Origin of the sequence: Flavobacterium hydrocarbonoxydans, assembly GCF_009789235.1 — a bacterium.
Lineage (GTDB): Bacteria > Bacteroidota > Bacteroidia > Flavobacteriales > Flavobacteriaceae > Flavobacterium > Flavobacterium hydrocarbonoxydans.
On sequence record NZ_WSTB01000018.1, the window covers coordinates 1 to 26,655 of the forward strand.

A 26,655-nucleotide genomic window follows, 5' to 3' on the forward strand; every position below is an offset into this window, starting at 1 on the left:
AGCTCTTCATTTAATTTTTATTTTTTGGAGGCTCTTTTTCAAGATTAGACTATTATATGTCAGATAATACATCTGGAAGTACTATGGGAATAGTTATAGAATTTTTTTTTTTACAGTATTTTATTATTTTATTATTTTGATACTGATATTAATTGAGAGATATAAACATGGTTCTTTTAAAATCTTAATTCTAATTTTATTGTTTTTACATTGTTTATTTCTTTCTTATTGGATATCTTTTTTTGAATACAAATTGTTTAATGATTCAAAATCATTCACTACCTCGTCAATAACAACCATACTACTATATTTTGTATTTGAATTAGGTTTGACTTTTTATGTGGTCAATAGATTGTATAAATCAGAAGACGATTAAATTCTAATGAAAAAAATAATATACATCGGGTTTTTAATGTTCATTATACATTCTTTTATTTTGATGGGCTTCTTTACTAGAAATACTAATATTCCAGAATATTATCAAGGACTAGATCGTGGATTATATTCAGCAATTGCATTTTCTATATCGATTATAATATATATTGTTTCGATAATACTGATTATTCTGGAGTATCAAATGAAAACATCTTATAAAAAAGTAATGTTGTTCTTAGTTTTTGGAAATTGCCTTTTAGAATTTTATATTAATTTGGTTTATCAATATCGTTTTTTTACAAAACCAGAATGGTTTAATACTTCATCAAAAATAATTATCTTATTGTATTTTATATTTGAATTGATTTTGACTTTTTATGTGGTCAATAGATTGTATAAATCAGATGATGATTAGACTAAAGTATTAATGAAAAAATCAGTATACATAGGTTTATTAATGTTCATCATTCATTCATTGGTTTTGTTTATTGTTGTAGCAAAATCAAACGTTTTAGAAACAGAAAAGAGTAGTACACCTGGAAATGGAATTATCTTCTTTGTGGCTTATTTTATAACATTTATAATTTACCTTTTGATTCTTATTTTAGTGTCTATTGAAAAACGAATAAAACTTGATTTTAAGTACATCATAATGTTTCTCGTTTTTGGTAATTGTTTACAGCAATTTTATTTAAATTCAATTATACAATATAATATGTTTAATAGACCTGACCGATTTGATATTTCTTCAATAATAATCATCTTATCCTATTTTATACTTGAATTATGTTTCTCTTTTTATGTGGTGAATAGACTATACAGGGAGGAAATCGAAAAAAAGTAATAAAATTTTCAATATTGATATTCCCCTTATTATTTATTCTATAAGTCCATTAAAAACAGGCAACAAAGCTTTGAATATTCAAACTGCGACAACAATCCAATTTAAAAATAAACTTAACTTTTAAAACATTAAACAATCCGAAAAACAAAAGCCTTCTTTTAATTTTTTTAAGTATTTTACTACTTTTATATATGTTTTTTCTTATATTTATAAATAATTAAAAACATACCATAACCAATGCCATTACCAGAATTAAATCTTTCTTTAGGACTTACCGACAATGATGGTTCCGTATTTTATTCAGGACACGGAGAAGGAAAAGTCATTGTTCGTACCGACTCGGCTTTACGTCATCATACGATAACCATCACTATTTCTGAGCAGGAAGTAGGAACGGTAAACCTCAATACCCACAATAAAAGTGATGAAGCACCATCAGTTATAAGTATTCCAACTTATCAAATGCTGGTGACAGATGACAAAACAAACGAAACCGAAGTGTATAAAGTAACGCGTGATACCTTTGTTTTTAAAGAACAGAAAACCAAAAAAGGCCTTTGGAGCTTTTTGGGATTAACGTTTCTTTCGCCTAAAAACTTCCTTTTCGAGAATATTCCGTTCGAACCTTTACATCAGGAATTAGAAACTTTTGATATTTCGAAATACCGAAAACTAAATGTAGAAGAACTGACTTATACCTTTCAGAAAGACAGACAAACGATTCAGCTTTTTGCGGGTGACATTAATACACTCGAAATTCAGAAAGATGTGAGCTATTTTGTAATTGTAGATGAAAAAAAAGGACAACGCTTTATTGGTGATATTTTGTATCGCGAAAAAATGCTGAAACTAACTCCAAAAGTGAAACTCCAAGTTGTGAAACGTAAAAAAGTTTCGAAAGCCATAGAGACAAACAAAGACGGAAAAATAGACAAATTAATTTACTTGTAAATTCAGAAACATGAAAGGTGCTTTTTATAAACTTCCTATAAATTTTAATGAAATTCTTCAAAAGAAAGAACTCGAAAAAACTTCTTTGGAGCATTCTATTGCGCAACAAATTATTTTGCTGGCGACCACCACTTTTGGCGAATGTAAGTTTGATGAGAACTTTGGTTCGAAAATCTGGGAAATAGATTTTGATTTATTGATGAACGAAAATACACTCAAAGAAATCATTTCGAAAACCATGAAACAATCGCTTTTGTTGCACGAAAACCGAATTAAGGTCAACGAAATAAAAGTAGAATTGTCTGAAATAAAATTTAGCATTCAGAATGTAAAAAGAGCCAAAAAAAGAGTTGATATTAGGATTGAAGCAACCGTAAAAAGCACCAACAGACCTTTTGATTTTAGCGGTTACTTTTTTGTAGGACCATTGTCTTACCGATAATAAAAATTGATTTTTAGGATGACATAATCCTTTAATCTAAATAAAAAAATTAACAAGAGAGAACGATTTATGAGACAAGAAAGAATAAAAGACAGAGTGCTAAAAAGAGCCGCCAGAGCATGGGGTTTTACAGATGTTGAAATGGAAACCTCTTTTGACCCAATAGTCGGAATGTTACTGAATGCGGTATCGTATGAGTTAGAAAAAGTAGCCCACGAACTCGAAGATTCTAAAACCCGTGTGGTAGAACGAGTGCTCGAAATCATGTTTCCTGAGGTAAACTCTGGGGCAAAACCTACAAGAGCGATTGTACATGCTATTCCGATAGAGAATAACGCACATGTTTCGCTCAAAAATCAATTAAGCGTAAGCCGTAGAATACATAATATCTACAATCCTTTGCAGCCTATTTTCAAAAACGTAATTTTATCGCCAACACTTGAAGTTAAATTATCTTCAAGCTCTATAAAATATGTAGCTTTCGAACGAAATTTATTCGAAATAAACAATGTTTTTTATAAAGATACCGTTCGAAATTACAATCAGACATTGCCTTCCGGCGAAGTTATTCTTTGTGTCGAATTATTGAACCAAAATGTAACCGAAGTTGAAGATTTACAAATCTACATTGATATTAAAAATACGCATCAAAAAGAAATTTTTCATTATTATTTAAAACAAATGAAATGTTTTCATGATGATGTAGAAATTCAGGTACAGGAAGGCTACAATGTTCCCGTAAATTCCTTGGATATCGAGAATATTATCAATCGAAATTATACGCACCTAAGCGAAATTTCTCAAGAAGTAAACGAATTTTATTTTAATAACTTTTATACTTTAAAAGGAACAATTCAGCATAAAAAAATTACCGATTATAGTGCGAAATACAGCGCTTTTGAAGAAATAACAAAAGACAATCAGAACAAAATTATCTGGCTTAAATTTATTTTTCCAGAATCGCTAGTCCCTGAAATACTTGATAATGTAAGTTTTACCACAAACTGCTTTCCCGTAATCAATAAAGCACTTCATACACTTTCTCGCACTTTTGGAAACTTCTTATCCTACGTTCCGTTAGAAACAGGTAATGATGTTTTTCTGGATCTCGATGCTGTTGTTGACCCTATCAATCGTCATTACGAAATAAAAGAATTCCAGGATGGTAGTGTTATCGAAGAAGGAAATGCTGCTTTAAGATCAGGCGGTGTGTCAAGATTCGACTCCAGAACGGCCTCCGAGTTGTTGCAAAATGTACTCGATTTATTAAAAGACGAAAGTTCTTCATTCGCTGGTTTAGGAAAAGATTTTATGAATAGCGCTCTGGTCGAAATCAATCAGCTTTTAGCATCGGTAGAACAGCAGGCTAAAGAAAGTAATTTTACCAAAAGTAGCGCACCCTACATCATGATTCGTCCAAGATTAGACGAGGCTTTTGGTAAAAATTTCACTATTACTTATTGGTCAACTTGTGCCGAACAGGGAAATGATATCAAAGCCGGAACTTATTTAGATGCTGGGGCTGATTTGGCTTTTGTCTCTACAAATGCAGTTTTGGTTACCAATACCGTTGGTGGTGTAAACAAACAAAGCAACAAAGACCGAATTCTTGCTTATCGAAATGCCTTGCTTACAAGGGGCAGAATTGTAACTTTTGCCGACATTAAAGCTTTTGGTTTTAATCATTTTAAAAGTAGTATTGCTGAAATTAAAATCGAAAAAGGAACCCGTAAAGAAATCTCTACCAAAGCAGGATTTAGCAGAACGGTTGATATCTTTTTAAAAACAAATCCCGAAGAAAGAAAACATTTATCGGATAGCGAATGGGAATATTTATGCGATAGTTTTATGAAAAACTTACAACAACGCTCCTCAAATGTTTTTCCGTATCGTTTGATTATGGAGTGAAGATTCAACGCAAAGTTTTTGTGATTCTTTAAACGCAAAGTTTGTCATTCCGTAGGAATCTCAAGCCGCTACTGAAATTTGCTTTGTAGCATTACTTTACTAGGATTTCTATGAAATGACAAACTTTTTAAATAAAAATTAAACTTTCTCAGATTCAACCTCAGCGTGTACCCATTTTACTTCTCCGTCTTCAATAAAAACAGTCATGGTGTCACCGTCTTTTACTTCGCCAGAAATAATTTTTTTAGCCAAAGGTCTCCTCAGGTGACTTCTGATAATACTTTTTATTGGTCTTGCTCCGTATTTGGCATTGTATCCGTTTTCGGCTAAGTATAACTTGGCTTCCATCGGAATTTCGACTTTTATATTGATGTTTTTCAGCAAGTCCATGAATTCTTTTTTCAGGTGAACTTCAAAAATTTTCAGGGCATTCTGCTTGCTAATTGGCGCAAACGGAATAATTTCGGTTAACCTTCCTAAAAATTCTGGTCTGAAGAAACGCGCCATAATTTCCATCAAAGAAGTTGACGTTGGTATCAATCCGCTGTTGAAGGTTTCTACAATATGGTCGGCTCCAATATTCGAAGTAAATAAAATAATTGCGTTAGAAAAATCACCTTCCTTCCCTAGCCTGTCATGCAATTTTCCTTCGTCCATAATTTGCAAAAAGACATCATAAACAGAGGTATGCGCTTTTTCGATTTCGTCAAACAAAACAATCGAATAGGGTTTTTGACGAATTTTATTTACCAACAAACCACCTTCTTCATAACCCACATATCCAGGAGGCGCTCCGTAAAGTAAAGCTGCCGAATGCTCTTCTTTAAACTCTGACATATCAAAACGAATAATTGCATTTTCGTCCTGAAAAAGAAATTCTGCCAGACTTTTGGCCAATTCTGTTTTTCCTGTTCCTGTTGGCCCAAGAAAAAAGAACGATGCAATTGGCTGACCCGCTTTGCTCAATCCAGAACGCGATTCTAAAATAGAACCCGCAATAGTGGCAATACAATGATCCTGACCAATAACCCTTCGGCTCAAAACATCTTCAATAGTATTCAATTTTTGTTTTTCTTCTTCTTTTAATTTTCCTGCAGGAATTCCTCGAAGGAACTCAAAACTTGAATCCTGACAGAAAAGCGAGAAGAAAAATCTTTTTAGGCGAAGCAAACAAAGCCAAAGAAAGAGAAATATTGATGAAAACGCTGGAATTATGGGTTTCTGTTTTAAACAACAACGAAGCGATTACCGATATGGTGGCGCAATGCGAAGATAAAAGCAAAGAATCTGAAGCATTATTGAAGAAAAACTTAGCAAAAGCGGTTGAAGAAACAAGAGAAATAGAAGCGGCTTACAGAACTATTGCTTTGTTCTTTAAAAATACTGAAACGGATAAAGTAAAAAATCTTACGATTGTAAATGCTGATTTAGAGCAGTTAAAAGATCTTGACAATACTCGTTTTATCGATGCTATTCATGCCGAATTGGTTGACAACTACGATCGTTTAGACCTAAAAAACAACTACGGAATTTTGGTTATTCCAGGTTATTTAGGTTCTAATAAAGTTGTTGAGAAATGGGCGAAAATTGCACACGAAAACAAAGTAATGTTGGTGACAGATTTCGAACATTTAGATGAACCGGATGATGTAATGGAAATGTTTGATGCAGCTTACTTAACTGGTGGAGAAGTTTATCGTTCTAACGTATTGATGACTTGTAACTGGTTGGTAGGTCGTGGAAGATTTGAGCAAATCGAAGAAACGGACGATTTATACGTTGCGCCTTCTGCGGCTCTTGCTGGAAAAATCTACAAAACATTGATGTCGCAAGTTACTGCGGGTAAAAAATTTGGTGGAATCAACGAAGTTGACGGAGTGAAATTTGACCTTAAGAAAAGTGAAATCGCCAATCTTGAAAACATGGGGCTTGTGCCAATGGTAAACGAGTACGGAAAAGTGATGGCGTTCTCGGCTAAAACACTTTTTAGCGGTGATAACCTAGGTTTACAAACGTATTCTGTAGTTCGTGTATTTGATTATGTGACTAAAGTTTTGATGGATTTCTTGAACCGTCGTGCTTTCGAAAACTTTACTGCTAAAACACGTAAAGAAATCATGGGTCAGATTGTAAGTTTCCTTGACGGAATTACTGGTCCGGACAAATTAATCGAGAATTTCGAAATTCGTCGTTTTGAGCAAGATCCTATCCAAAAGGATAGAATTTATGTTGATATTCACATGAAACCTTATTTCCCTGCAAAAAACTTCCTTATCAAAATGGACGGTCAAAAAGGGGATGACGGCACAGAATGGGATACTGATTACGAACAAAAATAAACTGTTCAAAAAAACAAAAAAGGAAACATCAGCTCCAAATCTGTTTCCTTTTTTTATAAAAATAATATTGATCTGTTGAATGGTCAAACCAAATAATTCAAACTCATGAGGCTATTTAAAATTTTACTTTTAATCCTTTTTATCACTTTTTCCAGTACTCTAAATGCACAAAAGAAAACGCCTTTAGATACTATAAATTGTAATCTTTTTCAAAATGATTTTCTTTTAAAAGGAAAACATTTTGCCAGTACGCGCCCTATTTTATTGCGTGTTTTTAATGAAGATTATGAATATGCCGCACTACAGCTCGGAAAAAGAAAACGTAAAATTTTCCTCTATTTTAAAATTTTCACCGATAATGTTTGTGTCAAACAAAAGCAGCCATTGGAACTCTATTTCGAAAATGGCGATCTATATGTTTTAAAAAATAAATTTAAAGTGAATTGTGATGGAACTGCCGCTTTGCAACTTTCTAAAAAAGACATTAAAAAAATAAACGCTAATAAAATCAATAAAATAAAACTTTTTACCCTCGAAAAGGATTATGATTTTAGCCCAACTGATACCGATAATATTACTTTGAAAAACTATTTGGCTTGTTTGAAATATTACAAGATTAAATAAAAAAACCCGATTAATTCATTACGAACTAATCGGGTTTTGTTTTATAGAAAAGAAGATTATTTGTCTAAAGCAAATCTTCTTGCAACTTCTGTCCAGTTGATTACACTGAAGAAAGCTTCGATATAATCAGGTCTTCTGTTTTGGTAGTTTAAGTAGTAAGCATGCTCCCAAACATCCATTCCTAAGATTGGAGTTCCACCGCAACCAACTTCTGGCATTAATGGGTTGTCTTGATTTGGAGTTCCGCAAACATCTAATTTTCCACCTTTGTGAACACATAACCAAGCCCATCCTGAACCAAATTGTGTTGCTCCGGCTTTAGCAAATTTTGCTTTAAACTCTTCGAAAGTTCCAAAAGAAGCTTCGATTGCAGCCAATAAATCTCCTGTTGGTAATCCGCCTCCGTTTGGAGTCATTACTGTCCAGAACAGATTGTGGTTGTAAAAACCTCCACCATTGTTACGAACTGCAGCATTTCCTTTATCTAAGTTGATTAAGATGTTCTCGATAGTTTTTCCTTCTAAATCTGTTCCTGCAATAGCTGCATTAAGATTTGTAGTGTAAGCATTATGATGTTTTGAATGGTGAATTTCCATTGTACGTGCATCAATATGTGGTTCTAATGCATCATATGCATAAGGTAATTGTGGTAATTCAAAAGCCATGATATTTATGATTTTATGATTTATAATAATTTATCCAAATTTATACATTTAACTTTGGAATAGAAAATACTATTTAGTTATAATTGAATTTAATTAATTGATAATTTGCTAATTTACGACTTAATTATCTGTAAATCTTTATTTTCCGTTAAAAGTAGTCATTGTATTTTCTAATCCGGCTGTTCCAAATGATTTGATAATTTCTGAAGCAACTTCTAAACGCTCCGGTAATTTTGCATTTTCTTCGGCATCCCAATCGCCTAAAACATAATCTACTTGCTGGCCTTTTTTGAACTGATCACTGATTCCAAATCTGAAACGGGTATACTGTTGGGTATTCAAAACCAAATTAATATTTTTCAGTCCGTTATGGCCACCGTCGCTTCCTTTTGGTTTGATTCTAATAGTTCCGAAAGACAGATTTAAGTCATCCGTAATAACTAAAATATTCTCTAACGGAATATTTTCTTTGTCCATCCAATATTTTACGGCTTTACCACTCAAGTTCATATAAGTGTTTGGCTTTAGCAAGAAAAAAGTTCTTCCTTTGAATTTATATTCGGCCACAGCTCCTAATTTTGCTGTTTCGAAAGTTATACCTTCTTTTCTGGCTAAAAAATCCAGCACCTTAAATCCGATGTTATGTCTTGTATTTACGTATTCGGCTCCGATGTTACCTAGTCCTACGATTAAATATTTTTTACTCACGCTTATTATATGGTTTTTTTGGTGTTCGTGAACCTCCGGTTTCATATTGTCTGTGTTCTCTTCTTTTTTTGTTGATGAAAACAGCTTTTCTATCCATTTTATCATGTTACAAAAATAAGGTTAATTCGATAATTGACCTATTGCCTGAAAAAAAATGTCTTTTACAATTAAAATTTAAATTCCAAATATTTAAAAATTCCAAATTTCAGGATTATACTTCTATTGGAATTTGGATTTTTATATTTTGGATTTTAATTTATGATTTAGCAATTTCACAGGTGGCATGATGCAAAACGGGGAAATTGCAGGAGTTAGCTATGAAGCACAATTGATTTGCATTTTTATGTAGATCTAAAGCTTGCTGAATTTTATCCGGATTTGAAATTACCACTCTCGGATTCAGCTGTACTTCTGTAAAACGACCGCTCCCGTCTGCAAAAACTTCCAGAGTTGCCACTGCCTCGTCTGAATATTCCAGAACTTCTATATTGTGCTGAGCACAGACATATAAATAAGACATCATGTGACACGAAACCACACTGCTCAACAGTAAATCTTCGGGATTGTATAATTCAGGATTTCCCTTAAAAGCTTTTGCTGCCGAAACATCCAAAACAGGTTTCCCTTCTATTTGAATTTGATGGCTTTTGCTGTAGAATCTTTCTGTTGAAGCAATTGGATTTTGGTTTGAAGTCCATTTTGCTTTTGCTTTAAAGAAATGTTTGAATGCCATTCTTAGCTTTAGTTTAGCGATTAATCATTTTTCTTAAAATTACAGAAGTCTAATAATTCTTTAATTATTTTATTGAAAGAGAGATTAAAACTAATACATTGAATTGACTCTAACACTCGCTTTAATCAACGCCAAACCCTTAATATTCTTTAAATGAAAATCTTTTGGCTGGTGATGTCTGTTTTCTGATACCAATTTAATATAATTTTCTCCTTTTTCAGATTTCTGAACCCATTTTACCATTACAAACTCGTCTCCATCATCATTCACTAAAGAAACAAGATACATTTCTCCCCAGAAAATATTATCAATACTGCTGCTTAATTTTTTATACATAATAATATCTCCCGACTTCAAAAGCGGATACATACTATCACCGCTAACATAAATAGCGCCATCACATTTTGGCAAATTCGGAATAGAGATATGATCAACCGGTTTCTCAGAATTTGAATCCCGAAACAAAGAAACAATTGATGCTGATGCCTGAATATCATAAAGAGGCACTGCCTGCTTCATCATTATCTGATCTGTTTTTAATTTGAAAACATTCATCGCTGGGTCAGCTACCCTGTTTTCTGTCGAACTGGAAGGGTGATATAGTAAATTCTCTTTTAACATTGATCCTCTTCCAGTGACTAACCACTCTGCTGAAATATTCGGGTATTTGGATAAAATTATATCTATAGCATCTGAACTTAAAGCTGAATTTTTCTGAATTCCTTTGAAATTCGCATAGGAAAGCTTCAATTCCTCAAAGAATTTTTCTTTCTTAACTTTATAATAATCAGACACTTGAAGTACTCTTTCTTTAATTTTAGTCATTTTTCTATCTTGAAATTTGGATATTAGATATAATTTTATCTATATTTGTTCTCGAATCAAGAACTACATAAGCAATGAACAAACCTACAAAAAAGAAAAATAATTACAACACAGAAATCCTGAAACGATTATTACAAAAATATGGAGTCTCTAAAAGATACATCACAATGAGCCTCTCTGGTGATCGTGAGAGTGAGACTTCTGCCAAAATTAAGACCGATTATAAACTAATGGAAAAAGAAATTTCAAAAACACTTAACGGTCTTTAATAGCAATTCCCAAAAGTCCAAATAATAAAAACCTTAAAATTTAAAAATCTTAAAAACCTAAACTAATTATGACAACAGAAAACATTATTACCCGACTTGAAGATCTGTGCAGTGTTTTAGCCTATTGCTCACACCGCAAAAGCAAAGATCAATTACCTGCTTTTAGCCTTTCAGAACGCATTTTAATCAATCAGGAACGTGGCTCATTGCTTTCGCAACTCAATTACGAAACGCCGCCTGCCTTGGTTCGTAACTACACTTGTCCGCCTGAACTCAATGCAAAAATCAGATTTAATATTCAGAAAATAGCAGATACCAACTGGAAACCGGAATTAAAAAGCTTCGAAGCATAAATTAAAACCTGAAACCTGAAATATCTAAAAAAAAAATTATGATCCAAACAATAAACGCAACCGTAAACCAACTTTCAACAATTGAACTGGAAAATCTTTTAAAATCAAGAAAAGCTGCTGAAATGAAGCAACTCGAAATCGAAAAACAAGCTTATGAAAATAGCCGAAACAAAAAAATAGCAACCATAATCGCAAAAGCGACGAAACTATCTGTAGAACTCGAAAACTTCAAGCAATTGTGTCACAATCAAATGGATGAACAGGCACTGAAATTGTCAGAATATGGGCGAATCCGAAGCAATTCGAAAGGAGGTTTCTCCATTTGTGATTCTGATGACAGTATGAAAATCAAACGTCGTCGTGATACAGAACCTGTCTGGGACGAACGCAGTGCCAAAGCTATCGCCTTAATTAAGGACTTCCTGACAGATACCATCAAAAAAAGAGATGTAAAACTCCATGAAATTTTATTGAGCTTTTTAGAAAGAAATGCCAAAGGAGACCTCGAATACAGCCGCGTAATGGACCTTTACAAACATGAAGACAAGTTTGATGATACGCAATGGAAAGAAGGATTACGGCTGATAAAAGAATCGTTTTCGAACCACCTGAAAGGCTATGGATATGAGTTCAAACAAAAAGATGAAAATGGCCGCTGGCAAAGTATCAGCTTAAACTTTTCAAGTCTATGAATCCTTACGCCAGCACCATTTTTCTCTTAACAGCATTATTAATTGCTACAAACCGAAAGCCCATAATAACCTATTGGGCGTGGATACAATTTAAAGTAAAAATCAACTATAAACAACGACAGAATGAACGTAGAAATAAAACCTGTAATCGATCACCAACAATACGAAGTTAACGGTCATATAATTCAAAAAGATGCCGCAAACAACTGGACCTGCCAGCACCCTTTATCGCCCAAAGAGATAAGAGCTTTTCGGAATTATGAAAAGCTCATTATCAACAATTTCAAATTCAGAAAACACACTAAAGCCACTTATAAGGATTAATTTAATTTCGAAAACATGAAAAATAATTCCCTTCAATCTGCAACCACAGCCTTTATCATTTTTCAACCTTAGTTTTATCTCTTTTAAAAATCACGCAAACAATCCATATAAGCTGGATATTGGTTTTACTACCCGTAGAACTTCCTTTGGTTGTATTTGTAATTCTGGTGGTTCTTTTTTTTATAAAAACAATCTGCAAAGATCTCTTCAAACCCTAACCTAAGTTCTCCCGATTAGTTCAATGGCAGAATGCAGCCTTGTTTGTTGCAGATACAGGTTCGAACCCTGTATCGGGAGCAAAAAATCAGATTCAGGAAATTGAAATCTGTAAATAATTAAAAATGTAACTCCAAATTCTCAAATCCAAAAACGTCTAAATGAAAATCACACTCAAGCTATCTCCCCAACAACTCAGTACTCTTGTATATTCGTTTCAGGTGCTTGCAAGCCTTTTCAGCAATGATTCAAGAGCCTTAAAAGTAAGCCAAAGCATCTTAGACAAAGTCAGGTTAAAATGCAACAAAAAACATCTGGAATTCCAGGAAAATTATAAAGTTTTTCCGGGGAGGAAAAAAATATCTTTTACGCTGGAGTTTCACGAAGCGCATTATTTAGAAGAATTTATTTCTATAGTTATCCAACAGCCACAATCTGATTATGACCGTAACATCTTACGGTACATTCAGACCAGACTTGATCAAAAATTAACCTAAAAAGACTCTCATTAAAATGCCAAAAACGGCTTTAAAAAAATCATTAAATACCCACAATAAATCATAACCTATGACACGTAAAGAAAGAATGCAGGAAAGAAATGCCTTAGTTCGTAAACAATTTTATGAACTGCTGGCAAAAAACCCGAAATGGCGTATTGATGCTATTGTTGATGAAGTGGCTAAAAAATCATTTTTATCCAGCAGGACAATCGATGCCATCATTAATTACGAAGGGATTTACAAAGACAATCCAGCCGACTCAAAACGAAACGCTGGTCAAAACAAAATTGTCTAGTTCAAAATAACAGAAAAACCTCCTGATTAGGAGGTTTTTTTTATGTCTATAGTTAAATCCAAATGTCTTTTGGTATAAACTGGATTAGGACTCAGTAATCTGCAAATTGTGGTATCAAACGTTAATCTGTACCCTTTATAGCCTTCGATTGCATTGTCTCTTTTTTGTGTAATAGCTTTTTCATCTATTAATAATAAAGAAGTAAATAAATCGCCTTTTAAACGTTGTATTTTTTCAGAAATCTTCTGAACCAAATCGTACTCAGCCAATTCATCTTCACTTTCTACGGTTACATTTAATTGTTCTGCCCAACCCTTTTTGCAATACAATATAACCTCAACTTTGCAATCGCCTTCCTGATTTCCTTCGGATAAATTTTGCCAGGCAATACTTTTTACATCAATTAAGGCAGCGGTCCAAAAAACCGGATCTCCTACTTCCGGATTCAAAAATTGCCTGCGTTGTAAATCTATCAGTTCTAATGATGGAATGGTAATCAGGGCCTGTTTTATTTTTACAAATAATTCGTTGTGTGGTGTCATTTCTTTTGTTTTTAAGAGTTTTGTGAATCCTGTAAAGCATCAGCCAAAACTTATTACTTTACAGGATTCGGATAATTAATCAGTTTCATTTTGAAGCTTTACATGTATTTCCCATCGACAAATAATTCGCCGTCTTCATCGAGCTCAATATTATTAATCCTCATACCATCGTATTCCAGATTTTTTTTGGCTTCAATTAAAACGCTCATGTAATTGTCGTCGTTTAACATTTGAAGAATTCCGACCCCCAATTCGGGAAATTCGCGATACTCTCCTTTGTTCGCTATCAAAATGTGTTCTTGATGCAGGTTTTCTGAAAACCCTATCAATAGATCTCCGTTTGAGAAACCTAGGTCGCCGTTTGTGTCTAATAGTATATCATTCATAAGGCAAATTTCGCCTTTAGATAGTTAGCATGAAATTTAGCTTTCAAGTGTTGTATTCCGTTTAACCAATGTTTGTATTTACCTCATACAAAGGCTGGAGGACTATTTTTTTAAGCTTTGAAAAGCCCGCACCTTTGCCAAACAAAACAATCAAAAACGGCTTTTGTATCGGAAAATTAAAAAGTAAAAAACAAGTAGTAGCGTAATCGCAAAAACAACAAAAACACATGAGAACAATAAAGTATTTAGTCGTGCATTGCACAGCAACCTCTCAAAAAACAGCAATAAGTAGCATACAGACCTACTGGAAAAAACAATTGGGTTGGAAAATGCCAGGCTATCACTTTATTGTAAAGCCAGACGGGGAAGTCGTTTCGTTATTACCTATAGAACAGGTTTCAAATGGTGTCAAAGGATTCAATCACGAAAGCATCAATATCTCTTACATTGGTGGCGTCGATCCAAAAAACATTCCGCAAGACAATCGAACACTTCCTCAAAAGGCTTCTTTGTTGCAATTGCTTACCGCACTCAAGCAAAAATTTCCAAAAGCCATTATTCAGGGCCACCGGGATTTTCCGAACGTCAAAAAAGCATGCCCGAGTTTTGATGCTAAAAAAGAATATCAAAATGTATAAAAAAACACTTTTGTTATTAGTGTTTATGTTTAGTTGTTTGTTGATTTCCTGCCGTACAACACGGCAGGAAACTCACAAAACAGATAATCAGACACAAATAACCTCTGAAAAAGTAGTGGTCTTTAAGGATACCACCCTGTACGCTCCAAGAGCAGAAACAGAAATCAAAATCCCTTTAGAGTCGATTAAAAATCAACCCGAAACCAACTCTACGCCTATTGTCTATGAACAAAAAAACGGTCAGGCAAAAGTGAAATTTAAAATTGTACACGATACAATTTCTATTACAGCTTCGTGCGACAGTCTCGCCATCGTCGCTAAAATAAAAAGAGAGTTTCGAAAAGAGAGTTCTAAGCAAACTCAAAACAGCAGTACTCAAAGCAAAGAAAAAACAGGATATTCTTTATTTCATATCGTGCTTGCTTTTTTACTCGGATTTGCCACTTGTTATGTAATTAAATTTTTTAAAATAGTATGAGTTTACCAAATATAAAGTTTAACATCTCTAGTAAAGGACTAGGATTGTTACAATCAGACATTCAAAAAGTACCCGGAGTGGTATTAACTGGAGCTACTGTTACAGGAACAAGTAAAGTTACTGTAGGTCAGTCGTATCAAATTTTTTCGCTTGATGAAGCGGTTAATTTAGGTATCGAAGAGACCGGAACCAATGCTTTTGCTTATCAGCACATCAAAGCATTTTATGATGAAGCCAAAAAAGGAGCTGAACTATGGTTCATGCTTGTTTTATCGACCGTGAAAATGGAAGAAATGGCAGATATTACAAAACCATTTGCAAAAAAGCTTTTAGCTGATGCGTCTGGAAAAATCAGAATTTTAGGAATTCTTAAAAAATCAGGAACAACTGAAACCATTACTGACGGATTAGACGCTGATGTAGCGCTTGCTGTTGCTAACTCACAAGCTTTGAGCGAAGATTATGCAAGCAGATACTTTCCTGTACGTGTTATTGTTTCAGGAAATAAATTCTCAGGAACTGTTGCCGACTTAAAAGACTATTCTACAGCTGCTTTCAATAAAGTATCTATTTTATTAGCCAACACCGATGGTTCAAAAGAAGCTGCTATTGGTCTTGCTTTAGGAAGAATTGCAAGCATTCCTACACAACGTAAAATTTCTCGTGTAAAAGATGGTCCTGTCGAAAACTTCAACGCCTATTTTACAAACGGATTAAAAGCAGAATCATTAGATACTGCCTGGGATGCTATTCATAACAAAGGCTACATCTTCTTACGCAGTTTTGCTAATCGTTCCGGTTATTTCTTTACAAGCGATGTTACTTTAACATCAGCTACTGATGACTTCAACACTTTAGCAAGAGGTTTGGTAATGGATGAGGCAGTGCTGATTGCGTATGATGTTTTAGTTGATGAATTATCAGATGAAATTCCGGTATCTGTACAAGGAACCATTCATCCTGCAACCATTAAATCATGGCAAAATGCTGTCGAACAACAAATTAACGGCTTAATGGTTCAACAAGGAAAACTTTCCGGAGCCAAAGCTTTTATCGACGAAAATCAAAATGTTTTATCAACCAATAATCTTGACATTACCCTACAATTATTACCAGTAGGATACAGCGATTATATAACAGTAAATATCGGATTTACAACAAATTTAGAATAATATGAGCACATTTAGCAGCAAACAATACTCTTGGTCAGACGTATCAATCTCAATTGGAGGAAGAATTATTGAAGGAGTAACAGCAGTAGAATATTCCGTTAAACAAGAAAAAGAAGCCTTAAGAGGACGTGGCAATAAACCGCACCAAATTACACGCGGAAACAAAACTTTTGACGGAAAAATTTCGATCTGGCAAAGCGAACTTGAAGCTATGGCTACAAGCGCTGATCTTCTGGATGTAACTTTTGACGTCATCATTTCTTACGTTCCTTCTGAAGGTGGAAATACCGTAACGGATGTTTTAACAGGTTGCGAATTTACCGAAGTTAAAAAAACAATAAAACAAGGAGATAAGAATATGGTGGTCGAAATGCCGCTTGCTTTCTTAGACATTAAATTCCAACAATAATAACCCCGCCAACCCAACTAATCTTAGTTAGTTGGGTTGGTTAAAAAAATAACAAACAATGAAACAACAACAAATTAACGAGTGGAAAGAAAAATACGGACAAATTTATGAACTTCCCGTAGAAGATAAGGTAGCGTATTTGCGAGAACCTAAAATGACCGCTTTCAGACATGCTTTTAATGCCATGCAAAAAGATGGTGAAATGGCTTTTGGCGAGGTGATGTTAAACGATTTATTTATTGGTGGTGACGAAGAAATCAAAACCAATGATGAATATTTTTTTGCAGCCCGAAAAGAGTTGGCCAACTTTTTCATTTTTGATGATGCCGAAATTGTTTCGGAAGGAAAGAATTCTGTAATCATTATTGGCGAAGAAAAATGTACGGTAAGATTAATTTCGCGCCAGGACATTAAAATCGCAGAGAAGAAAAACCCTTCATCAAAACCTTTTGTAACGCAGGAAAAATTATTTGAAATGATTTGCCTTGAAAAAACAGCAGCCTTTGCAGACAAAGAAAATGCTGCCATAAGATTCCCGCTGTATCAGGCCATCGAAAAACTGCAGAACAAAAAAGTGGCAACGCTAAAAAAGCTTTAAAAGAGGCGGTCATCGATACCGATGACGCCTCTTCCTTTACTCTCGCCGAACAATTCGATATTCGATTGTTTGATGCCTACCTTAAATTCTACATGCACATTCCAAAACCGCATAAGTTAAGTGATGCTGATTGGGCAGAAGAAGTTCAGAATCTCCATTTTATTAGAACCAAAGAAAAAGAAAACTCTCAATCAACATCATGAATCCTATAAACTATATATTAAACATGCAGGATAATGCCAGTGCACCTATACAAATGGTCGCTAAATCAATTGGCATTACAAACAATCAGGTTCAAGTTCTGAATAACACTTTTGTTCATACCGGAAATATCATCAATCAGGTTGCCGAAAAAGCACATGCAAAAATTGGTTTTTTATCTTCTGGTTTTTCCAAAATAAAAGAAAAAATTACGGACGCATTTTCCATTGATTCCATTTTAGAATTTGGAAAAAAAGTTTTGGAAGCCCGAACAACATACGAAGAGTCACGTGGAATAGAAGGAGGCTTAAAAGATCAATTTAAAGACTTAAATGACAACTGGGAAAAATTTTTAATTTCACTCGGCGGTAGTGGAATTCTGAACTCCGTTCTAAATATTTTGAGCCAAGGACTTGCGATTTTAATGGCAGTTCTTCCTAAAGTTATTGCTATTTTCAAAAATTTGTGGTCAAGTATTGAACCTGCCCTAAAATCCATAAAAGATTTTATAAACCTTGCGTTTAGTTTTCTTGATGTAAAGGTTGTTATGGAAGGACTAGCCTTTGCGATAGCAGGTGTTTTACTTGTTGTAGATTGGTTTTCAATTGGATTACAAACGTTGCTAGATGTTCTTAGCCCTTTTGCTACTGAGGTTATGGTTTTAGCCGGAGCCTGGTTATTATGGGCAAATGCAACAGCTATTCATACAGGAATAATGGCTGCTTTTAATGCTGTTATGGCACTCTCGCCTATAACCTGGATTGTTATTGGTGTCGTAGCACTTATCACCGTAATTGGGGTTTTAATGAGCTGTACAAGTGGTTGGGGCGAAAGTTGGAAACACGTTGTTACTGGTGCAAAACTTTTGTGGGAAGGTTTTACGGAACTGGCAAAATCCAAATTTAATAATCTGGTCGATGGTTTTATGATAAATATGGACCGATTAAAAATAGCTTGGTATAAGGTTAAAGAAGCACTGGGATTAGGCGATAGCAGTGAAAACAAAAAAATGATTAATCAGCTTAACAATGATATTGTTGCCCGAACAAAAGCAATAGCCCATAGTGGTGATAAATCAAAAAAAGCTTTAGCACAAGCCGCAAAGGAATTTAGCCAGTTTGAAATAAAAGGAGATTTCTCCAAACTATCTAAAATCAAAGATAGCATAATGGGAGCTACACCTGAAGTTATAAAACCAAAAATTGAAAAATCAGAAAAACCAACTAACGGTAAATCAGACTCAATAGTCTCTGGAGGTGCAAAAGCTACCAATATCATGATCAACATTCAGAAACTGCAGGATGACACCAAAATCTACGTGGATTCAAGCGAGAAAGGAATCAGCAATCTGGGCGAAAAAGTACAGGAAATGCTGCTAAGAGCCGTGAATAGTGTTAACCAAATGCAAACAGAAGGATAATGGCAAAATTTAATATAAAAGAAATCACAGCAAACGCTTTTTATGACTATGTAGGGCCTCCTTATCCAGGACTTATCCTGAATTTGAGTTCACAATCTACAAAAATTAAAAAGCCAGATTTTTCATTTGGCAAAAAATTTAAAGGCAAAAAAAAAATTACCTTAAATACAATTGAAAAATCTAAATATTTAGGAGGCGTCTATTTTTTAAAAGTAAGTTTAAAACATAGCTCACTTGGCAGTGAACCTATAGAATTACCTAATGAACCTTTAATTTCATTGGGTCTTACCAAAACTATTGTTGAAACGGCTACTGTTGGAAAACATCGAAAGGGAACTGTAAAGGAATATATATGTACAGAGGATTATGCGATCACTATTCGAGGAATTTGTATTGACCCTGAAAACCCTAACGATTATCCTACTGAACAGGTAAAAACTATCAACAAATTATTTGAAGTAAATGATGCACTGACAATCGTAAATGATCCTTTTTTTGAATTATTTGGTATCAGAAAACTTGTTTTTAAAGATGTTAAATTCGAGGAAATGCAAGGTCAGGCGGGAATGCAAAAATACACCATTACCGCAGTGAGCGATCAGGATTTCTTTGCCGATCTGACAGAAAAAAATGAACAGTTAACAAATCTTAAAACTACATAAAATGTTTACACTTGAAAGCAAAGTTGAGTTTATCAGGCTCAAAGACAAAGTCGAACAGTTTAAGTATGTTTTTAATGCTGTTCATGAAATCGAAATCACGAAATCAGTAGATGAACTGAGCGATACTGCCATTATAAAATTGCCTAATCGGTTTAAAGTTGTCAAAAATGGTGATAAAGAAAACGCCGTAGAGTTTAACGAAAATGCCATAAAAAAAACAGACAGTAACAACAAAGAATACACCGAAAATGCTTTACAAGTTGGCGACAAAGTAATCATTACCCTAAGTTACGAAGGAAAATATTCCGGTGTTGAATTTGTTGGTTACATCAAAAAAATCAGTCCCAAAATACCATTGGAGATTCATTGCGAAGATGCCATGTGGCTGCTTCGTCGAAAAAGCATTTCTCAAAATTGGCAGAAAAAAGTAACTCTTGAAACTGTATTGCAGGAAATTGTAAAAGACACTGATATACAGCTCAGTTACCCTGTTACCGGTTTTAATTTCGAGAAATGGTCTATTAAGGAAAATGGTGCTCAGGCTTTAGAACGTCTAAAAAAAGAATTTGGCTTTACTTCCTTTATCACCGATGACGGAAAATTGCATTGCGGTTTAGAACAACTAACCAATATTGGGCAAATTGCAACGTATGATCTGGGCAAAAATATCGTCCAGAATAACTTAGAATACAAAACAACCGAAGAGCGAAAGATAAAAGTAAAATTTACCTATATCAATCCAAAAACCAACGAAAGAACAATTGTTGAAGAAGGTGATTCTGACGGTGAAGTTCGAGAATATCATACCTCAGTAGTTTCTGAAGAAGCCAAATTAAAAGAGCTTGCTAAAACCGAGATTGAAAAACTGAAATACAATGGTTTTAGCGGAGATCTGACCGGATTTCTAATTCCGCATGCTACCCGCGGCATGAAAGCCAATATACTCGATCAGGATCATCCAAACAGAAAAGGAAGTTATTTTATAAACAAAGTCGTGACCACTTTTGGTTCCGGAGGCGCCAGGAGAAAAGTAAGCATCCGAAACAGATTGGGAGAAATCAAAGAAGAAAAATAAGTATTAGAAAAAAAATTCCATGGAAAAAGACCTGCAAGATGCCTTTAGAAAATTAAAAAAAAGAGACGTTGACTCTTTTCCTGTTACGGTTCTTTCTGTAAATAAAGAAAACGGAACCTGTACGGTTTCTGATGGGATACTGGAATACACAGATGTGCAATTAGCAGCTGTTATTAACGAGGACAATCAGGGATTTTATTTGTTTCCGAAGAAAGACAGCTCCGTAATTGTAAGTCCGATTAATGAAGATTTACATCGGCTTTACATTGAAACTTATTCAGAAATAGAAAGTGCAAAAATCGCTATTGAAAAAGTCGAATTTCAAATTGATAAAGACGGTTTTTTATTAAAAAAAGAAAACGAAAACTTAAAAAAACTAATGGCCGATTTATTAAAAGCCATTAAAGCAATGAAGTTTACGACCAATAACGGCCCCACTATCAACCTGATAAATCTTAATGACTTTATTGATCTTGAAAATAGGTTTAATCAATTTTTAAAAGAAAATTAAATGTTAGACAAAGAGAGATTAAAAGGAAAAATTCGCTCCGCATTTGCAGATGAGCAAAACGAACAAAGCGATTACAACAAAAGCCTGGACAACATTTCTGAAAAAATAGCGCAAGCTGTTATCGATGAAGTCAAACAGGCTAAAATTCAATACGTTTCAGGATTAATATCGCCAACAAGCGGTGGACCTGTTACGGGAACTATAACCCACACCATTAGCTGACATGAACGAAATGATGATAGTAGTAACCGGATTACTAACCGCTGGCGGCACGAGTTATATTACCTATTCTTTTACCAAAAGTAAGTACAAGCAAGAAGTCGAAAAGTTAAAGGTTGAGGTAACGCATGCAAAAGAATATGTAGAAACCACTGCTATCGAAAATGACATTAAGTTATCCGGTCACTATAAAGAAATTTTAGACGACCTAAAGGCAAGGTACGAAACAAGATACAAGGAGTTTGAAGAAATGATGACCCGAAAAATTTTGCTGCTCGAAGAAGAACTCAAACTAAAAGACCGCAAAATCAAACTACAACAACAAGAGATTACCGAATTGAAAAAAGAAAACAGAACATTACGAAATCATGCAAGAAACAGTATTACATAACCAATCGTTAATTGATTTTACACTGCATCATTGTGGTACCATCGAAAGTCTTGTAGCAATGACTGTGGCCAACAATTTAAGCATTACTGATCCGCTGACAGTTAAAACAATCTTAGAAGTTCCGGAAGCCATTCGCAAAGACGAAGATATTGTTGGCTTTTACACCGATGGAAAATATGTTCCCGCATTTAATTATTCAGGACCAAGCTACGCCATCGACGAAGGTATTGGCGAAATGATCATAGAAGAAACATTTATAGTAAGATAAAAAACCATGGCAAGAAGTATAGCAAACATACAAACAGATATTATAGAAGCTTTGAGAGCCGATGATACTCTTAAAAACAGTTTAACAGAAATAACCTCAACCAGTAAAACCTCAATATCGCGATTAATCACTTTTGTGGTAGCTACAGCAATTGGAGTACTGGAAGCTTTGTTTGATCAACATAAAAAAGAAGTTGATGACAAACTCGCAAATCAAAAATCCGGTACTCTGCCCTGGTATCGTACCATGGCATTACGTTTTCAATACGGTTATGATTTAGTTGCTGACGAAGATTATTTTGACAATCAGGATCATACAACTGCCCAAATCGAAGCTTCAAAAATTGTTAAATATGCTGCAGTAAACGAGGCAGAAGAAAGCAGCCGTGTTATTATAAAAATAGCAGGCGAAAGTGCTGGCATATTGGCTCCAATTAATGATGACCAAAGAGAAGGTTTTGAAGCCTATATCGACGAAATAAAAGTAGCAGGCGTAAAAGTTACTGTTTTAAATTACAAACCGGATCGCCTATATCTGAACATCCTAATTAAAAGAAATGCCATGATACTCGATAGTAGCGGTATGGATAAGGACACTGCTAAATACCCTGTAAAAGAAGCCATTCAGGAATTTATGAAAGAACTTCCTTTTGATGGAGATCTTCGTCTATCAGCTTTAGTTGATAAATTACAAAAAGTAGAAGGTGTTTTAGACGCAACAATTGTAGGCGCACAAAGCGCTTGGGTAGATGCTGCCGGACCAGTTGATGCTGATGGCTACAGTACTCCTCCTCAAGACATATATATTTCAACAATACCTAAAAGCGGTTATTTTGAAATTGCAACCTTTGATAATATCAGTTATGTGGTATAAAATAAATCTCAATGTGCTGGCCATACAGTTATTGCCCACATTTTTGCGAAAACCCAACCTGATTGTTTTTATTCAGGCCCTTATAAGTCCGATAGTTGCATTATATGATAAAACCTGGTCTTCTTTTCGGGAGGAAAATATTTTTAAACTAAATCATAACGGGCAGGTTTGTTACCTGAGAAAGTCACTCAACTATAAGTTTGATCAATCTTTAAAACGTATTAAGGTAGTTGAGGGTCAACTTTATGACACCACCTACATTTATACTGAAAACGAAAGCCCTATCGACTACATACATCCTCAAAACAGTAATCCTGAACAGGATAAAACAGAAACCATCTGGCTCAGAAACGAGGCAGAAACCGGAGATACGGGTGTTGATTTTAGGGTGCTTATTCCTATTGAATTCAAAAAATATCAGGAAGAAAACATCATAACACACATTAATTTTTACAAAGCTGGCGGAAAACGCTATAAAATATCTTATTTCTAATGAATAGAACAAATTTTAATCAGACAGGCGGTTTTCCGCTAAAAACAGAAAGACTCGATGAACTTCAAAAAAGTTACGAAATCTTTAATAACTTAGGAAATATAGCAGGAAATTTAGTTATTCTTTCCGGCTGTAATGTAACAGGTTCTAATGTCTCGGATGGTGTAGTGGTGATTGACGGAGAAATATATCCTTTTAAAGGAGGTTACATTTCTTCAAATGTTGTAATTACAAGTACTACCAGCACTAAAGAATTTGAAGAAGGCGGTGCTAAACCTGTACATACCATAAAAGAAGCTGGTTTTGGTACAGCTTCAGAATCATGGCCCTGGGCAAGTTTTATAAGACCAATCCCTACAAGAGATTTCAAAGCTGCTTTAGATATAAAAGAAGACAAAACAAATGTTTTGGCTTTACAAACCAGAATACAAACGCTTGAAGCAGCATTATTAACATTACAAATACCTAAAATTAGAGTAGTATCAGGCTCAACATCAACTCTAGTAAGAGCTGTGGGTTATTATCATAATGATTATAGTAAAAACTACGCATATGTTTATCCTCCTGCGGGATATACAATGAGTCATTTGGCTGGTTTTCTCCCTTCGATAAGTCAAATTAATTTTAGTGGAGATGTTAATTCGGATGATATACTATGGTGTAAGTATACAACTGATGCAAGCAAAATAACAATCATCTGTAATAACTCTGAAAACAGAGATAATTCTTCTATAACCTACATGGGTGTCTGGATTAAATACTAAAAAAATATGGCTACAAATCTAAATACCATTCTAAGCTGGTTTAAAACAGGCTTAAAACCAACGCAAGCCCAATTTTGGGCATCATGGCAATCTTTTTGGCACAAGGATGAACTCATTCCGCAAAATAATATTGCTGATTTAGCCCTGACCTTAAACGCTAAAGCCGAAAAATCACAACTTGAAGGACACATGTCTGATGATCAGGCGCATGCTGCCTTATTTGATCAAAAAACCGATGAACTGGATTTTCATACACATGTTTCAAATTTTGAATCACACGTGACAGACCCTAATGCACATCCTGAACTACAACTTACAGCAAAAATGGTTTTTCCTGGACAATTCGTCATTTTTAAGCGAGGTGCAGAAAACCTGAATGTTTTAGAAGTTGAAGATTTGGTAATGGGAATTGTTGAAGGTCAGTGGATAACGGGTCGTTATTTAGGCGGCGACAGTGATATTCTTTACAACTTTGATATTATTAACAGACTAGATTTTTCTGAATAAACACTTATGAAAAAAATACTATTATTGCTTTTACTGGGCCTTTCCTGGGCCGGTGTGGCACAAAGCAAATACACAATCGAAAAGCAGCTACAGCTCAACACTGTGTTAAGAGGAGATATTGAAGACAGTATTCTGGTTAGAAGCGCTGATCGAATCGTAAAAATGATTTCACGAAAGGAATTAGGTTCCAATGAAAATATCAGACCTGTTTCAGATTCCCTTCCGGGAATTGTTGATACAATCGCACTTCAGGAATTGGGAGGTGTTGATAAATTAATTAACGGAGTAAGAATTGGAAGAGGAGAAGGAAATTCGCCTAACAATGTCGTATTGGGAGATCATATATTAACTACTAATACAACTGGAGATTATAACACTGGAATGGGATCATACGCCTTAGAATTTAATACAACAGGCTATGCCAACACAGCTATTGGTAATTCTTCAATGAACGCCAATGCCAGCGCAGGTTATACTGTCGCAATAGGTGCTGCAGCTTTATCAAAAATGGTTTCAGGACTAGGCCAATCAGTAGCAATTGGTGCATTTTCTATGTCTGACGCTACCTCTACTGATAAAAATGTTGCTGTCGGAACCTATTCGTTACGCAACAACACATCCGGTTTTTCAAATACTGCATTGGGACATAGTTCCCTTACTGCAAGTACCTCAGGTAATTCAAATAATGCTTTTGGTAATTATTCTTTATGGAATATTACGGAAGGTGCTGCCAATATTGGAATGGGGAAATTTGCCGGACGCTACATTACTACTGGAAACAGTAATATTTATATTGGTGCCGAAGGTGATCCTGCTGATATGGCAACAAGTAATATTATCAATATAGGAAATAAATTTATTAGCAAATCAAATAATTTGGTTCTATTCCCTCAGCAAACCATTGCTTTAATTAATTCTGACACAACGGGCAAAGCAATTATAAATAAAGAATATCTAGCCACTGTTACAGCTGTAGTTAATGCTACCACAACTGAATTAACTACTACAAATCTGAATACTCAATATCCCAATGCTCAAATTGGATTTCGAGTGCATTGTAGTTCAGTTTCAGGAGGAAGTTTAGTTTACGAAAAAACAAGCGATGCCTGGATTAAGTATGCCAGCATAGTTGTAAATCCATAAAAAATAAAGATGAAAAAAATACTATTATTATTGATATTGACCTTTTCGATTACCACAATCGCACAAAGCAAATATACAATCGAAAAACAGTTGCAACTTAATACGGTGTATAGAGGAGATCCTGAAGACAGTATCTTAGTCCGAAGCCCTGACAGAATTGTAAAAATGATTTCCAGAAATGAATTAGGATCAGGCTCAGGAGCTGCTGATTTAGATACTACATTAAAAACAGGTAGTAATGCCTCTATTACTACAGATCTTTTGATAACAGCTCCAAACTTCAATTTTTCTACAAATAATAGTAGAGGATCTATTTATAACAGTAATAGAGGAATAAATATAGAGGGCCAAAGTCTTGGCGTGTACATAGATGGTCATGCAGGAGGAATTCATCTTGGTAATACACCCATAATTGAATTTAATTCACCAACTGAATTTCTTCAGGAAACCAGAATAAAAAATAATTTTATCGTAGGAGATAGTTACTATTTAACATTCCCCGGAACTGGAAATACCGGTGTAATTACAAAATCCGGCTTAGGTCCACTAGGGATTTATTGCAGTGGCGGTATTAATATGCAGGGCCCAAGCATTAAAGTTAACAATCACAACTTAATTGTTGCTGTTAATGGCGCTGTTGCAGCTGAAAATGGCAACATCGTAACGTTAGCTACTAACACCACAACAACAGCTTTGAGCAATAGTGCCTTGAATAGTTCGTATCCTCAGGCCACTCCTGGATTCAAGGTCTATTGTTATGAAATTTTTCCAAACAAAACCATTTACGAAAAAACAACCGAAGGCTGGATTCAGTACTCTTTTTCAGTCGTAAATCCTTAAAA

Annotated in this window: 35 protein-coding genes, 1 tRNA gene and 2 pseudogenes; 31 read left to right on the plus strand and 7 right to left on the minus strand. The window is 34.6% G+C overall.

From position 1 onward, the window contains the following. The first annotated feature begins 382 nt into the window (after window positions 1-382). The 4 genes from GON26_RS20390 (at window position 383) to GON26_RS20405 (ending at window position 4,520) form a co-directional block, all read left to right on the plus strand. The gene (locus tag GON26_RS20390) at window positions 383-790 is read left to right on the plus strand and encodes a hypothetical protein (RefSeq protein WP_160376619.1); all 408 of its coding nucleotides are present in this window, start codon (window positions 383-385) and stop codon (window positions 788-790) included. Between the two features lie 666 nt (window positions 791-1,456). Next, window positions 1,457-2,170 (plus strand): hypothetical protein, encoded by a 714-nt coding sequence (locus GON26_RS20395; protein WP_160376620.1) that lies wholly within the window; start codon window positions 1,457-1,459, stop codon window positions 2,168-2,170. 10 nt (window positions 2,171-2,180) lie between these two features. Continuing rightward, window positions 2,181-2,612 carry a GPW/gp25 family protein gene (locus GON26_RS20400; protein WP_160376621.1) on the plus strand — a complete coding sequence of 144 codons (432 nt, stop codon included), beginning with the start codon at window positions 2,181-2,183 and terminating at the stop codon, window positions 2,610-2,612. Between the two features lie 69 nt (window positions 2,613-2,681). After that, a complete protein-coding gene (locus GON26_RS20405) occupies window positions 2,682-4,520 on the plus strand; it encodes a type VI secretion system baseplate subunit TssF (RefSeq protein ID WP_160376622.1) in 1,839 nt (612 codons plus the stop codon). A gap of 138 nt (window positions 4,521-4,658) precedes the next feature. On the opposite strand, the pseudogene GON26_RS20410 reads toward GON26_RS20405, so the two are convergent. Further along, window positions 4,659-5,621: pseudogene (locus tag GON26_RS20410) on the minus strand (AAA family ATPase); the annotation flags it as partial. A gap of 5 nt (window positions 5,622-5,626) precedes the next feature. Between GON26_RS20410 and GON26_RS20415 the strand changes: the two are divergent. Beyond that, a pseudogene (locus tag GON26_RS20415) lies at window positions 5,627-6,859 on the plus strand (DUF5458 family protein); the annotation flags it as partial. A 105-nt stretch (window positions 6,860-6,964) separates the two neighbouring features. Continuing rightward, window positions 6,965-7,483: a hypothetical protein gene (locus GON26_RS20420; protein WP_160376623.1), complete on the plus strand. Its 519-nt coding sequence runs from the start codon at window positions 6,965-6,967 to the stop codon at window positions 7,481-7,483. 56 nt (window positions 7,484-7,539) lie between these two features. Here the strand turns inward: GON26_RS20420 and GON26_RS20425 are convergent, their stop codons facing one another. The 4 genes from GON26_RS20425 to GON26_RS20440 all read right to left on the minus strand — a co-directional run bounded on the left by GON26_RS20425 (window position 7,540) and on the right by GON26_RS20440 (window position 10,414). Then, window positions 7,540-8,148, minus strand: a complete 609-nt coding sequence (locus GON26_RS20425; RefSeq protein WP_160376624.1) for a superoxide dismutase — start codon at window positions 8,146-8,148, stop codon at window positions 7,540-7,542. A gap of 138 nt (window positions 8,149-8,286) precedes the next feature. Then, window positions 8,287-8,961: an aminoacyl-tRNA hydrolase gene (gene pth, locus GON26_RS20430; RefSeq protein WP_160376625.1), complete on the minus strand. Its 675-nt coding sequence runs from the start codon at window positions 8,959-8,961 to the stop codon at window positions 8,287-8,289. A gap of 151 nt (window positions 8,962-9,112) precedes the next feature. Beyond that, complete coding sequence (locus GON26_RS20435; protein ID WP_160376626.1) at window positions 9,113-9,589, minus strand: OsmC family protein; 477 nt, start codon at window positions 9,587-9,589, stop codon at window positions 9,113-9,115. A gap of 90 nt (window positions 9,590-9,679) precedes the next feature. Then, window positions 9,680-10,414 (minus strand): S24 family peptidase, encoded by a 735-nt coding sequence (locus tag GON26_RS20440; RefSeq protein WP_160376627.1) that lies wholly within the window; start codon window positions 10,412-10,414, stop codon window positions 9,680-9,682. 74 nt (window positions 10,415-10,488) lie between these two features. Between GON26_RS20440 and GON26_RS20445 the strand changes: the two genes are divergently transcribed. The 7 genes from GON26_RS20445 (at window position 10,489) to GON26_RS20475 (ending at window position 13,063) form a co-directional block, all read left to right on the plus strand. After that, a complete protein-coding gene (locus GON26_RS20445) occupies window positions 10,489-10,683 on the plus strand; it encodes a hypothetical protein (RefSeq protein WP_160376628.1) in 195 nt (64 codons plus the stop codon). Between the two features lie 68 nt (window positions 10,684-10,751). Then, window positions 10,752-11,036 carry a hypothetical protein gene (locus GON26_RS20450; protein ID WP_160376629.1) on the plus strand — a complete coding sequence of 95 codons (285 nt, stop codon included), beginning with the start codon at window positions 10,752-10,754 and terminating at the stop codon, window positions 11,034-11,036. Window positions 11,037-11,074: 38 nt separating this feature from the next. Further along, window positions 11,075-11,728, plus strand: coding sequence for a DUF3164 family protein (locus GON26_RS20455; protein WP_160376630.1), 654 nt, complete (start codon window positions 11,075-11,077; stop codon window positions 11,726-11,728). A gap of 123 nt (window positions 11,729-11,851) precedes the next feature. Then, on the plus strand, window positions 11,852-12,052 hold the full coding sequence (locus GON26_RS20460; RefSeq protein WP_160376631.1) for a hypothetical protein: 201 nt from the start codon (window positions 11,852-11,854) through the stop codon (window positions 12,050-12,052). Window positions 12,053-12,279: 227 nt separating this feature from the next. Continuing rightward, a tRNA-Thr gene (locus GON26_RS20465) sits at window positions 12,280-12,349 on the plus strand. 80 nt (window positions 12,350-12,429) lie between these two features. After that, window positions 12,430-12,765, plus strand: a complete 336-nt coding sequence (locus tag GON26_RS20470; protein ID WP_160376632.1) for a hypothetical protein — start codon at window positions 12,430-12,432, stop codon at window positions 12,763-12,765. Window positions 12,766-12,835: 70 nt separating this feature from the next. Further along, complete coding sequence (locus GON26_RS20475) at window positions 12,836-13,063, plus strand: hypothetical protein (protein ID WP_160376633.1); 228 nt, start codon at window positions 12,836-12,838, stop codon at window positions 13,061-13,063. A 26-nt stretch (window positions 13,064-13,089) separates the two neighbouring features. Here GON26_RS20475 and GON26_RS20480 read toward each other — a convergent pair whose 3' ends face one another. Then, complete coding sequence (locus GON26_RS20480) at window positions 13,090-13,605, minus strand: hypothetical protein (RefSeq protein WP_160376634.1); 516 nt, start codon at window positions 13,603-13,605, stop codon at window positions 13,090-13,092. A gap of 98 nt (window positions 13,606-13,703) precedes the next feature. Then, complete coding sequence (locus tag GON26_RS20485) at window positions 13,704-13,991, minus strand: oxidase (RefSeq protein ID WP_160376635.1); 288 nt, start codon at window positions 13,989-13,991, stop codon at window positions 13,704-13,706. Between the two features lie 227 nt (window positions 13,992-14,218). Between GON26_RS20485 and GON26_RS20490 the strand changes: the two genes are divergently transcribed. The 18 genes from GON26_RS20490 to GON26_RS20575 all read left to right on the plus strand — a co-directional run bounded on the left by GON26_RS20490 (window position 14,219) and on the right by GON26_RS20575 (window position 26,653). After that, window positions 14,219-14,629: an N-acetylmuramoyl-L-alanine amidase gene (locus GON26_RS20490; protein ID WP_160376636.1), complete on the plus strand. Its 411-nt coding sequence runs from the start codon at window positions 14,219-14,221 to the stop codon at window positions 14,627-14,629. After that, entirely contained in the window at window positions 14,622-15,107 is a 486-nt protein-coding gene (locus GON26_RS20495; RefSeq protein ID WP_160376637.1) for a hypothetical protein, read from the plus strand. The genes GON26_RS20490 and GON26_RS20495 overlap by 8 nt, the downstream gene beginning before the upstream one ends. Further along, window positions 15,104-16,279, plus strand: a complete 1,176-nt coding sequence (locus GON26_RS20500) for a DUF2586 family protein (RefSeq protein WP_160376638.1) — start codon at window positions 15,104-15,106, stop codon at window positions 16,277-16,279. The genes GON26_RS20495 and GON26_RS20500 overlap by 4 nt, the downstream gene beginning before the upstream one ends. A 1-nt stretch (window position 16,280) precedes the next feature. Continuing rightward, on the plus strand, window positions 16,281-16,688 hold the full coding sequence (locus tag GON26_RS20505; RefSeq protein WP_160376639.1) for a hypothetical protein: 408 nt from the start codon (window positions 16,281-16,283) through the stop codon (window positions 16,686-16,688). A gap of 58 nt (window positions 16,689-16,746) precedes the next feature. Then, the gene (locus GON26_RS20510; RefSeq protein ID WP_160376640.1) at window positions 16,747-17,286 is read left to right on the plus strand and encodes a hypothetical protein; all 540 of its coding nucleotides are present in this window, start codon (window positions 16,747-16,749) and stop codon (window positions 17,284-17,286) included. 199 nt (window positions 17,287-17,485) lie between these two features. Further along, a complete protein-coding gene (locus tag GON26_RS20515; RefSeq protein ID WP_160376641.1) occupies window positions 17,486-18,907 on the plus strand; it encodes a phage tail tape measure protein in 1,422 nt (473 codons plus the stop codon). After that, window positions 18,907-19,569, plus strand: coding sequence for a DUF6046 domain-containing protein (locus tag GON26_RS20520; protein ID WP_160376642.1), 663 nt, complete (start codon window positions 18,907-18,909; stop codon window positions 19,567-19,569). The genes GON26_RS20515 and GON26_RS20520 overlap by 1 nt, the downstream gene beginning before the upstream one ends. 1 nt (window position 19,570) lies before the next feature. Continuing rightward, a complete protein-coding gene (locus tag GON26_RS20525; RefSeq protein WP_160376643.1) occupies window positions 19,571-20,644 on the plus strand; it encodes a late control protein in 1,074 nt (357 codons plus the stop codon). Between the two features lie 19 nt (window positions 20,645-20,663). Further along, a complete protein-coding gene (locus tag GON26_RS20530) occupies window positions 20,664-21,155 on the plus strand; it encodes a hypothetical protein (RefSeq protein WP_160376644.1) in 492 nt (163 codons plus the stop codon). Continuing rightward, window positions 21,156-21,377 carry a hypothetical protein gene (locus GON26_RS20535; RefSeq protein ID WP_160376645.1) on the plus strand — a complete coding sequence of 74 codons (222 nt, stop codon included), beginning with the start codon at window positions 21,156-21,158 and terminating at the stop codon, window positions 21,375-21,377. Window positions 21,378-21,387: 10 nt separating this feature from the next. Further along, window positions 21,388-21,765, plus strand: coding sequence for a hypothetical protein (locus GON26_RS20540; RefSeq protein WP_160376646.1), 378 nt, complete (start codon window positions 21,388-21,390; stop codon window positions 21,763-21,765). Next, a complete protein-coding gene (locus GON26_RS20545) occupies window positions 21,743-22,033 on the plus strand; it encodes a hypothetical protein (protein WP_160376647.1) in 291 nt (96 codons plus the stop codon). The genes GON26_RS20540 and GON26_RS20545 overlap by 23 nt, the downstream gene beginning before the upstream one ends. 6 nt (window positions 22,034-22,039) lie before the next feature. Beyond that, window positions 22,040-22,906, plus strand: a complete 867-nt coding sequence (locus tag GON26_RS20550; protein ID WP_160376648.1) for a nucleotidyltransferase — start codon at window positions 22,040-22,042, stop codon at window positions 22,904-22,906. Continuing rightward, a complete protein-coding gene (locus tag GON26_RS20555; RefSeq protein WP_160376649.1) occupies window positions 22,896-23,399 on the plus strand; it encodes a hypothetical protein in 504 nt (167 codons plus the stop codon). The genes GON26_RS20550 and GON26_RS20555 overlap by 11 nt, the downstream gene beginning before the upstream one ends. Further along, window positions 23,399-24,163, plus strand: coding sequence for a hypothetical protein (locus GON26_RS20560; RefSeq protein WP_160376650.1), 765 nt, complete (start codon window positions 23,399-23,401; stop codon window positions 24,161-24,163). The genes GON26_RS20555 and GON26_RS20560 overlap by 1 nt, the downstream gene beginning before the upstream one ends. 6 nt (window positions 24,164-24,169) lie before the next feature. Next, on the plus strand, window positions 24,170-24,670 hold the full coding sequence (locus tag GON26_RS20565; RefSeq protein ID WP_160376651.1) for a hypothetical protein: 501 nt from the start codon (window positions 24,170-24,172) through the stop codon (window positions 24,668-24,670). A 6-nt stretch (window positions 24,671-24,676) separates the two neighbouring features. Continuing rightward, window positions 24,677-25,813: a hypothetical protein gene (locus GON26_RS20570; RefSeq protein ID WP_160376652.1), complete on the plus strand. Its 1,137-nt coding sequence runs from the start codon at window positions 24,677-24,679 to the stop codon at window positions 25,811-25,813. Window positions 25,814-25,822: 9 nt separating this feature from the next. Next, window positions 25,823-26,653, plus strand: coding sequence for a hypothetical protein (locus GON26_RS20575; RefSeq protein ID WP_160376653.1), 831 nt, complete (start codon window positions 25,823-25,825; stop codon window positions 26,651-26,653). Window positions 26,654-26,655: the final 2 nt, after the last annotated feature.

Coding starts and splice junctions, on each gene's coding strand:
- GON26_RS20390 (WP_160376619.1), top strand. CDS start 383: ATGAAAAAAATAATATACATCGGGTTTTTAATGTTCATTATACATTCT.
- GON26_RS20395 (WP_160376620.1), top strand. CDS start 1,457: ATGCCATTACCAGAATTAAATCTTTCTTTAGGACTTACCGACAATGAT.
- GON26_RS20400 (WP_160376621.1), top strand. CDS start 2,181: ATGAAAGGTGCTTTTTATAAACTTCCTATAAATTTTAATGAAATTCTT.
- GON26_RS20405 (WP_160376622.1), top strand. CDS start 2,682: ATGAGACAAGAAAGAATAAAAGACAGAGTGCTAAAAAGAGCCGCCAGA.
- GON26_RS20420 (WP_160376623.1), top strand. CDS start 6,965: ATGAGGCTATTTAAAATTTTACTTTTAATCCTTTTTATCACTTTTTCC.
- GON26_RS20425 (WP_160376624.1), bottom strand. CDS start 8,148: ATGGCTTTTGAATTACCACAATTACCTTATGCATATGATGCATTAGAA.
- pth (WP_160376625.1), bottom strand. CDS start 8,961: ATGATAAAATGGATAGAAAAGCTGTTTTCATCAACAAAAAAAGAAGAG.
- GON26_RS20435 (WP_160376626.1), bottom strand. CDS start 9,589: ATGGCATTCAAACATTTCTTTAAAGCAAAAGCAAAATGGACTTCAAAC.
- GON26_RS20440 (WP_160376627.1), bottom strand. CDS start 10,414: ATGACTAAAATTAAAGAAAGAGTACTTCAAGTGTCTGATTATTATAAA.
- GON26_RS20445 (WP_160376628.1), top strand. CDS start 10,489: ATGAACAAACCTACAAAAAAGAAAAATAATTACAACACAGAAATCCTG.
- GON26_RS20450 (WP_160376629.1), top strand. CDS start 10,752: ATGACAACAGAAAACATTATTACCCGACTTGAAGATCTGTGCAGTGTT.
- GON26_RS20455 (WP_160376630.1), top strand. CDS start 11,075: ATGATCCAAACAATAAACGCAACCGTAAACCAACTTTCAACAATTGAA.
- GON26_RS20460 (WP_160376631.1), top strand. CDS start 11,852: ATGAACGTAGAAATAAAACCTGTAATCGATCACCAACAATACGAAGTT.
- GON26_RS20470 (WP_160376632.1), top strand. CDS start 12,430: ATGAAAATCACACTCAAGCTATCTCCCCAACAACTCAGTACTCTTGTA.
- GON26_RS20475 (WP_160376633.1), top strand. CDS start 12,836: ATGACACGTAAAGAAAGAATGCAGGAAAGAAATGCCTTAGTTCGTAAA.
- GON26_RS20480 (WP_160376634.1), bottom strand. CDS start 13,605: ATGACACCACACAACGAATTATTTGTAAAAATAAAACAGGCCCTGATT.
- GON26_RS20485 (WP_160376635.1), bottom strand. CDS start 13,991: ATGAATGATATACTATTAGACACAAACGGCGACCTAGGTTTCTCAAAC.
- GON26_RS20490 (WP_160376636.1), top strand. CDS start 14,219: ATGAGAACAATAAAGTATTTAGTCGTGCATTGCACAGCAACCTCTCAA.
- GON26_RS20495 (WP_160376637.1), top strand. CDS start 14,622: ATGTATAAAAAAACACTTTTGTTATTAGTGTTTATGTTTAGTTGTTTG.
- GON26_RS20500 (WP_160376638.1), top strand. CDS start 15,104: ATGAGTTTACCAAATATAAAGTTTAACATCTCTAGTAAAGGACTAGGA.
- GON26_RS20505 (WP_160376639.1), top strand. CDS start 16,281: ATGAGCACATTTAGCAGCAAACAATACTCTTGGTCAGACGTATCAATC.
- GON26_RS20510 (WP_160376640.1), top strand. CDS start 16,747: ATGAAACAACAACAAATTAACGAGTGGAAAGAAAAATACGGACAAATT.
- GON26_RS20515 (WP_160376641.1), top strand. CDS start 17,486: ATGAATCCTATAAACTATATATTAAACATGCAGGATAATGCCAGTGCA.
- GON26_RS20520 (WP_160376642.1), top strand. CDS start 18,907: ATGGCAAAATTTAATATAAAAGAAATCACAGCAAACGCTTTTTATGAC.
- GON26_RS20525 (WP_160376643.1), top strand. CDS start 19,571: ATGTTTACACTTGAAAGCAAAGTTGAGTTTATCAGGCTCAAAGACAAA.
- GON26_RS20530 (WP_160376644.1), top strand. CDS start 20,664: ATGGAAAAAGACCTGCAAGATGCCTTTAGAAAATTAAAAAAAAGAGAC.
- GON26_RS20535 (WP_160376645.1), top strand. CDS start 21,156: ATGTTAGACAAAGAGAGATTAAAAGGAAAAATTCGCTCCGCATTTGCA.
- GON26_RS20540 (WP_160376646.1), top strand. CDS start 21,388: ATGATGATAGTAGTAACCGGATTACTAACCGCTGGCGGCACGAGTTAT.
- GON26_RS20545 (WP_160376647.1), top strand. CDS start 21,743: ATGCAAGAAACAGTATTACATAACCAATCGTTAATTGATTTTACACTG.
- GON26_RS20550 (WP_160376648.1), top strand. CDS start 22,040: ATGGCAAGAAGTATAGCAAACATACAAACAGATATTATAGAAGCTTTG.
- GON26_RS20555 (WP_160376649.1), top strand. CDS start 22,896: ATGTGGTATAAAATAAATCTCAATGTGCTGGCCATACAGTTATTGCCC.
- GON26_RS20560 (WP_160376650.1), top strand. CDS start 23,399: ATGAATAGAACAAATTTTAATCAGACAGGCGGTTTTCCGCTAAAAACA.
- GON26_RS20565 (WP_160376651.1), top strand. CDS start 24,170: ATGGCTACAAATCTAAATACCATTCTAAGCTGGTTTAAAACAGGCTTA.
- GON26_RS20570 (WP_160376652.1), top strand. CDS start 24,677: ATGAAAAAAATACTATTATTGCTTTTACTGGGCCTTTCCTGGGCCGGT.
- GON26_RS20575 (WP_160376653.1), top strand. CDS start 25,823: ATGAAAAAAATACTATTATTATTGATATTGACCTTTTCGATTACCACA.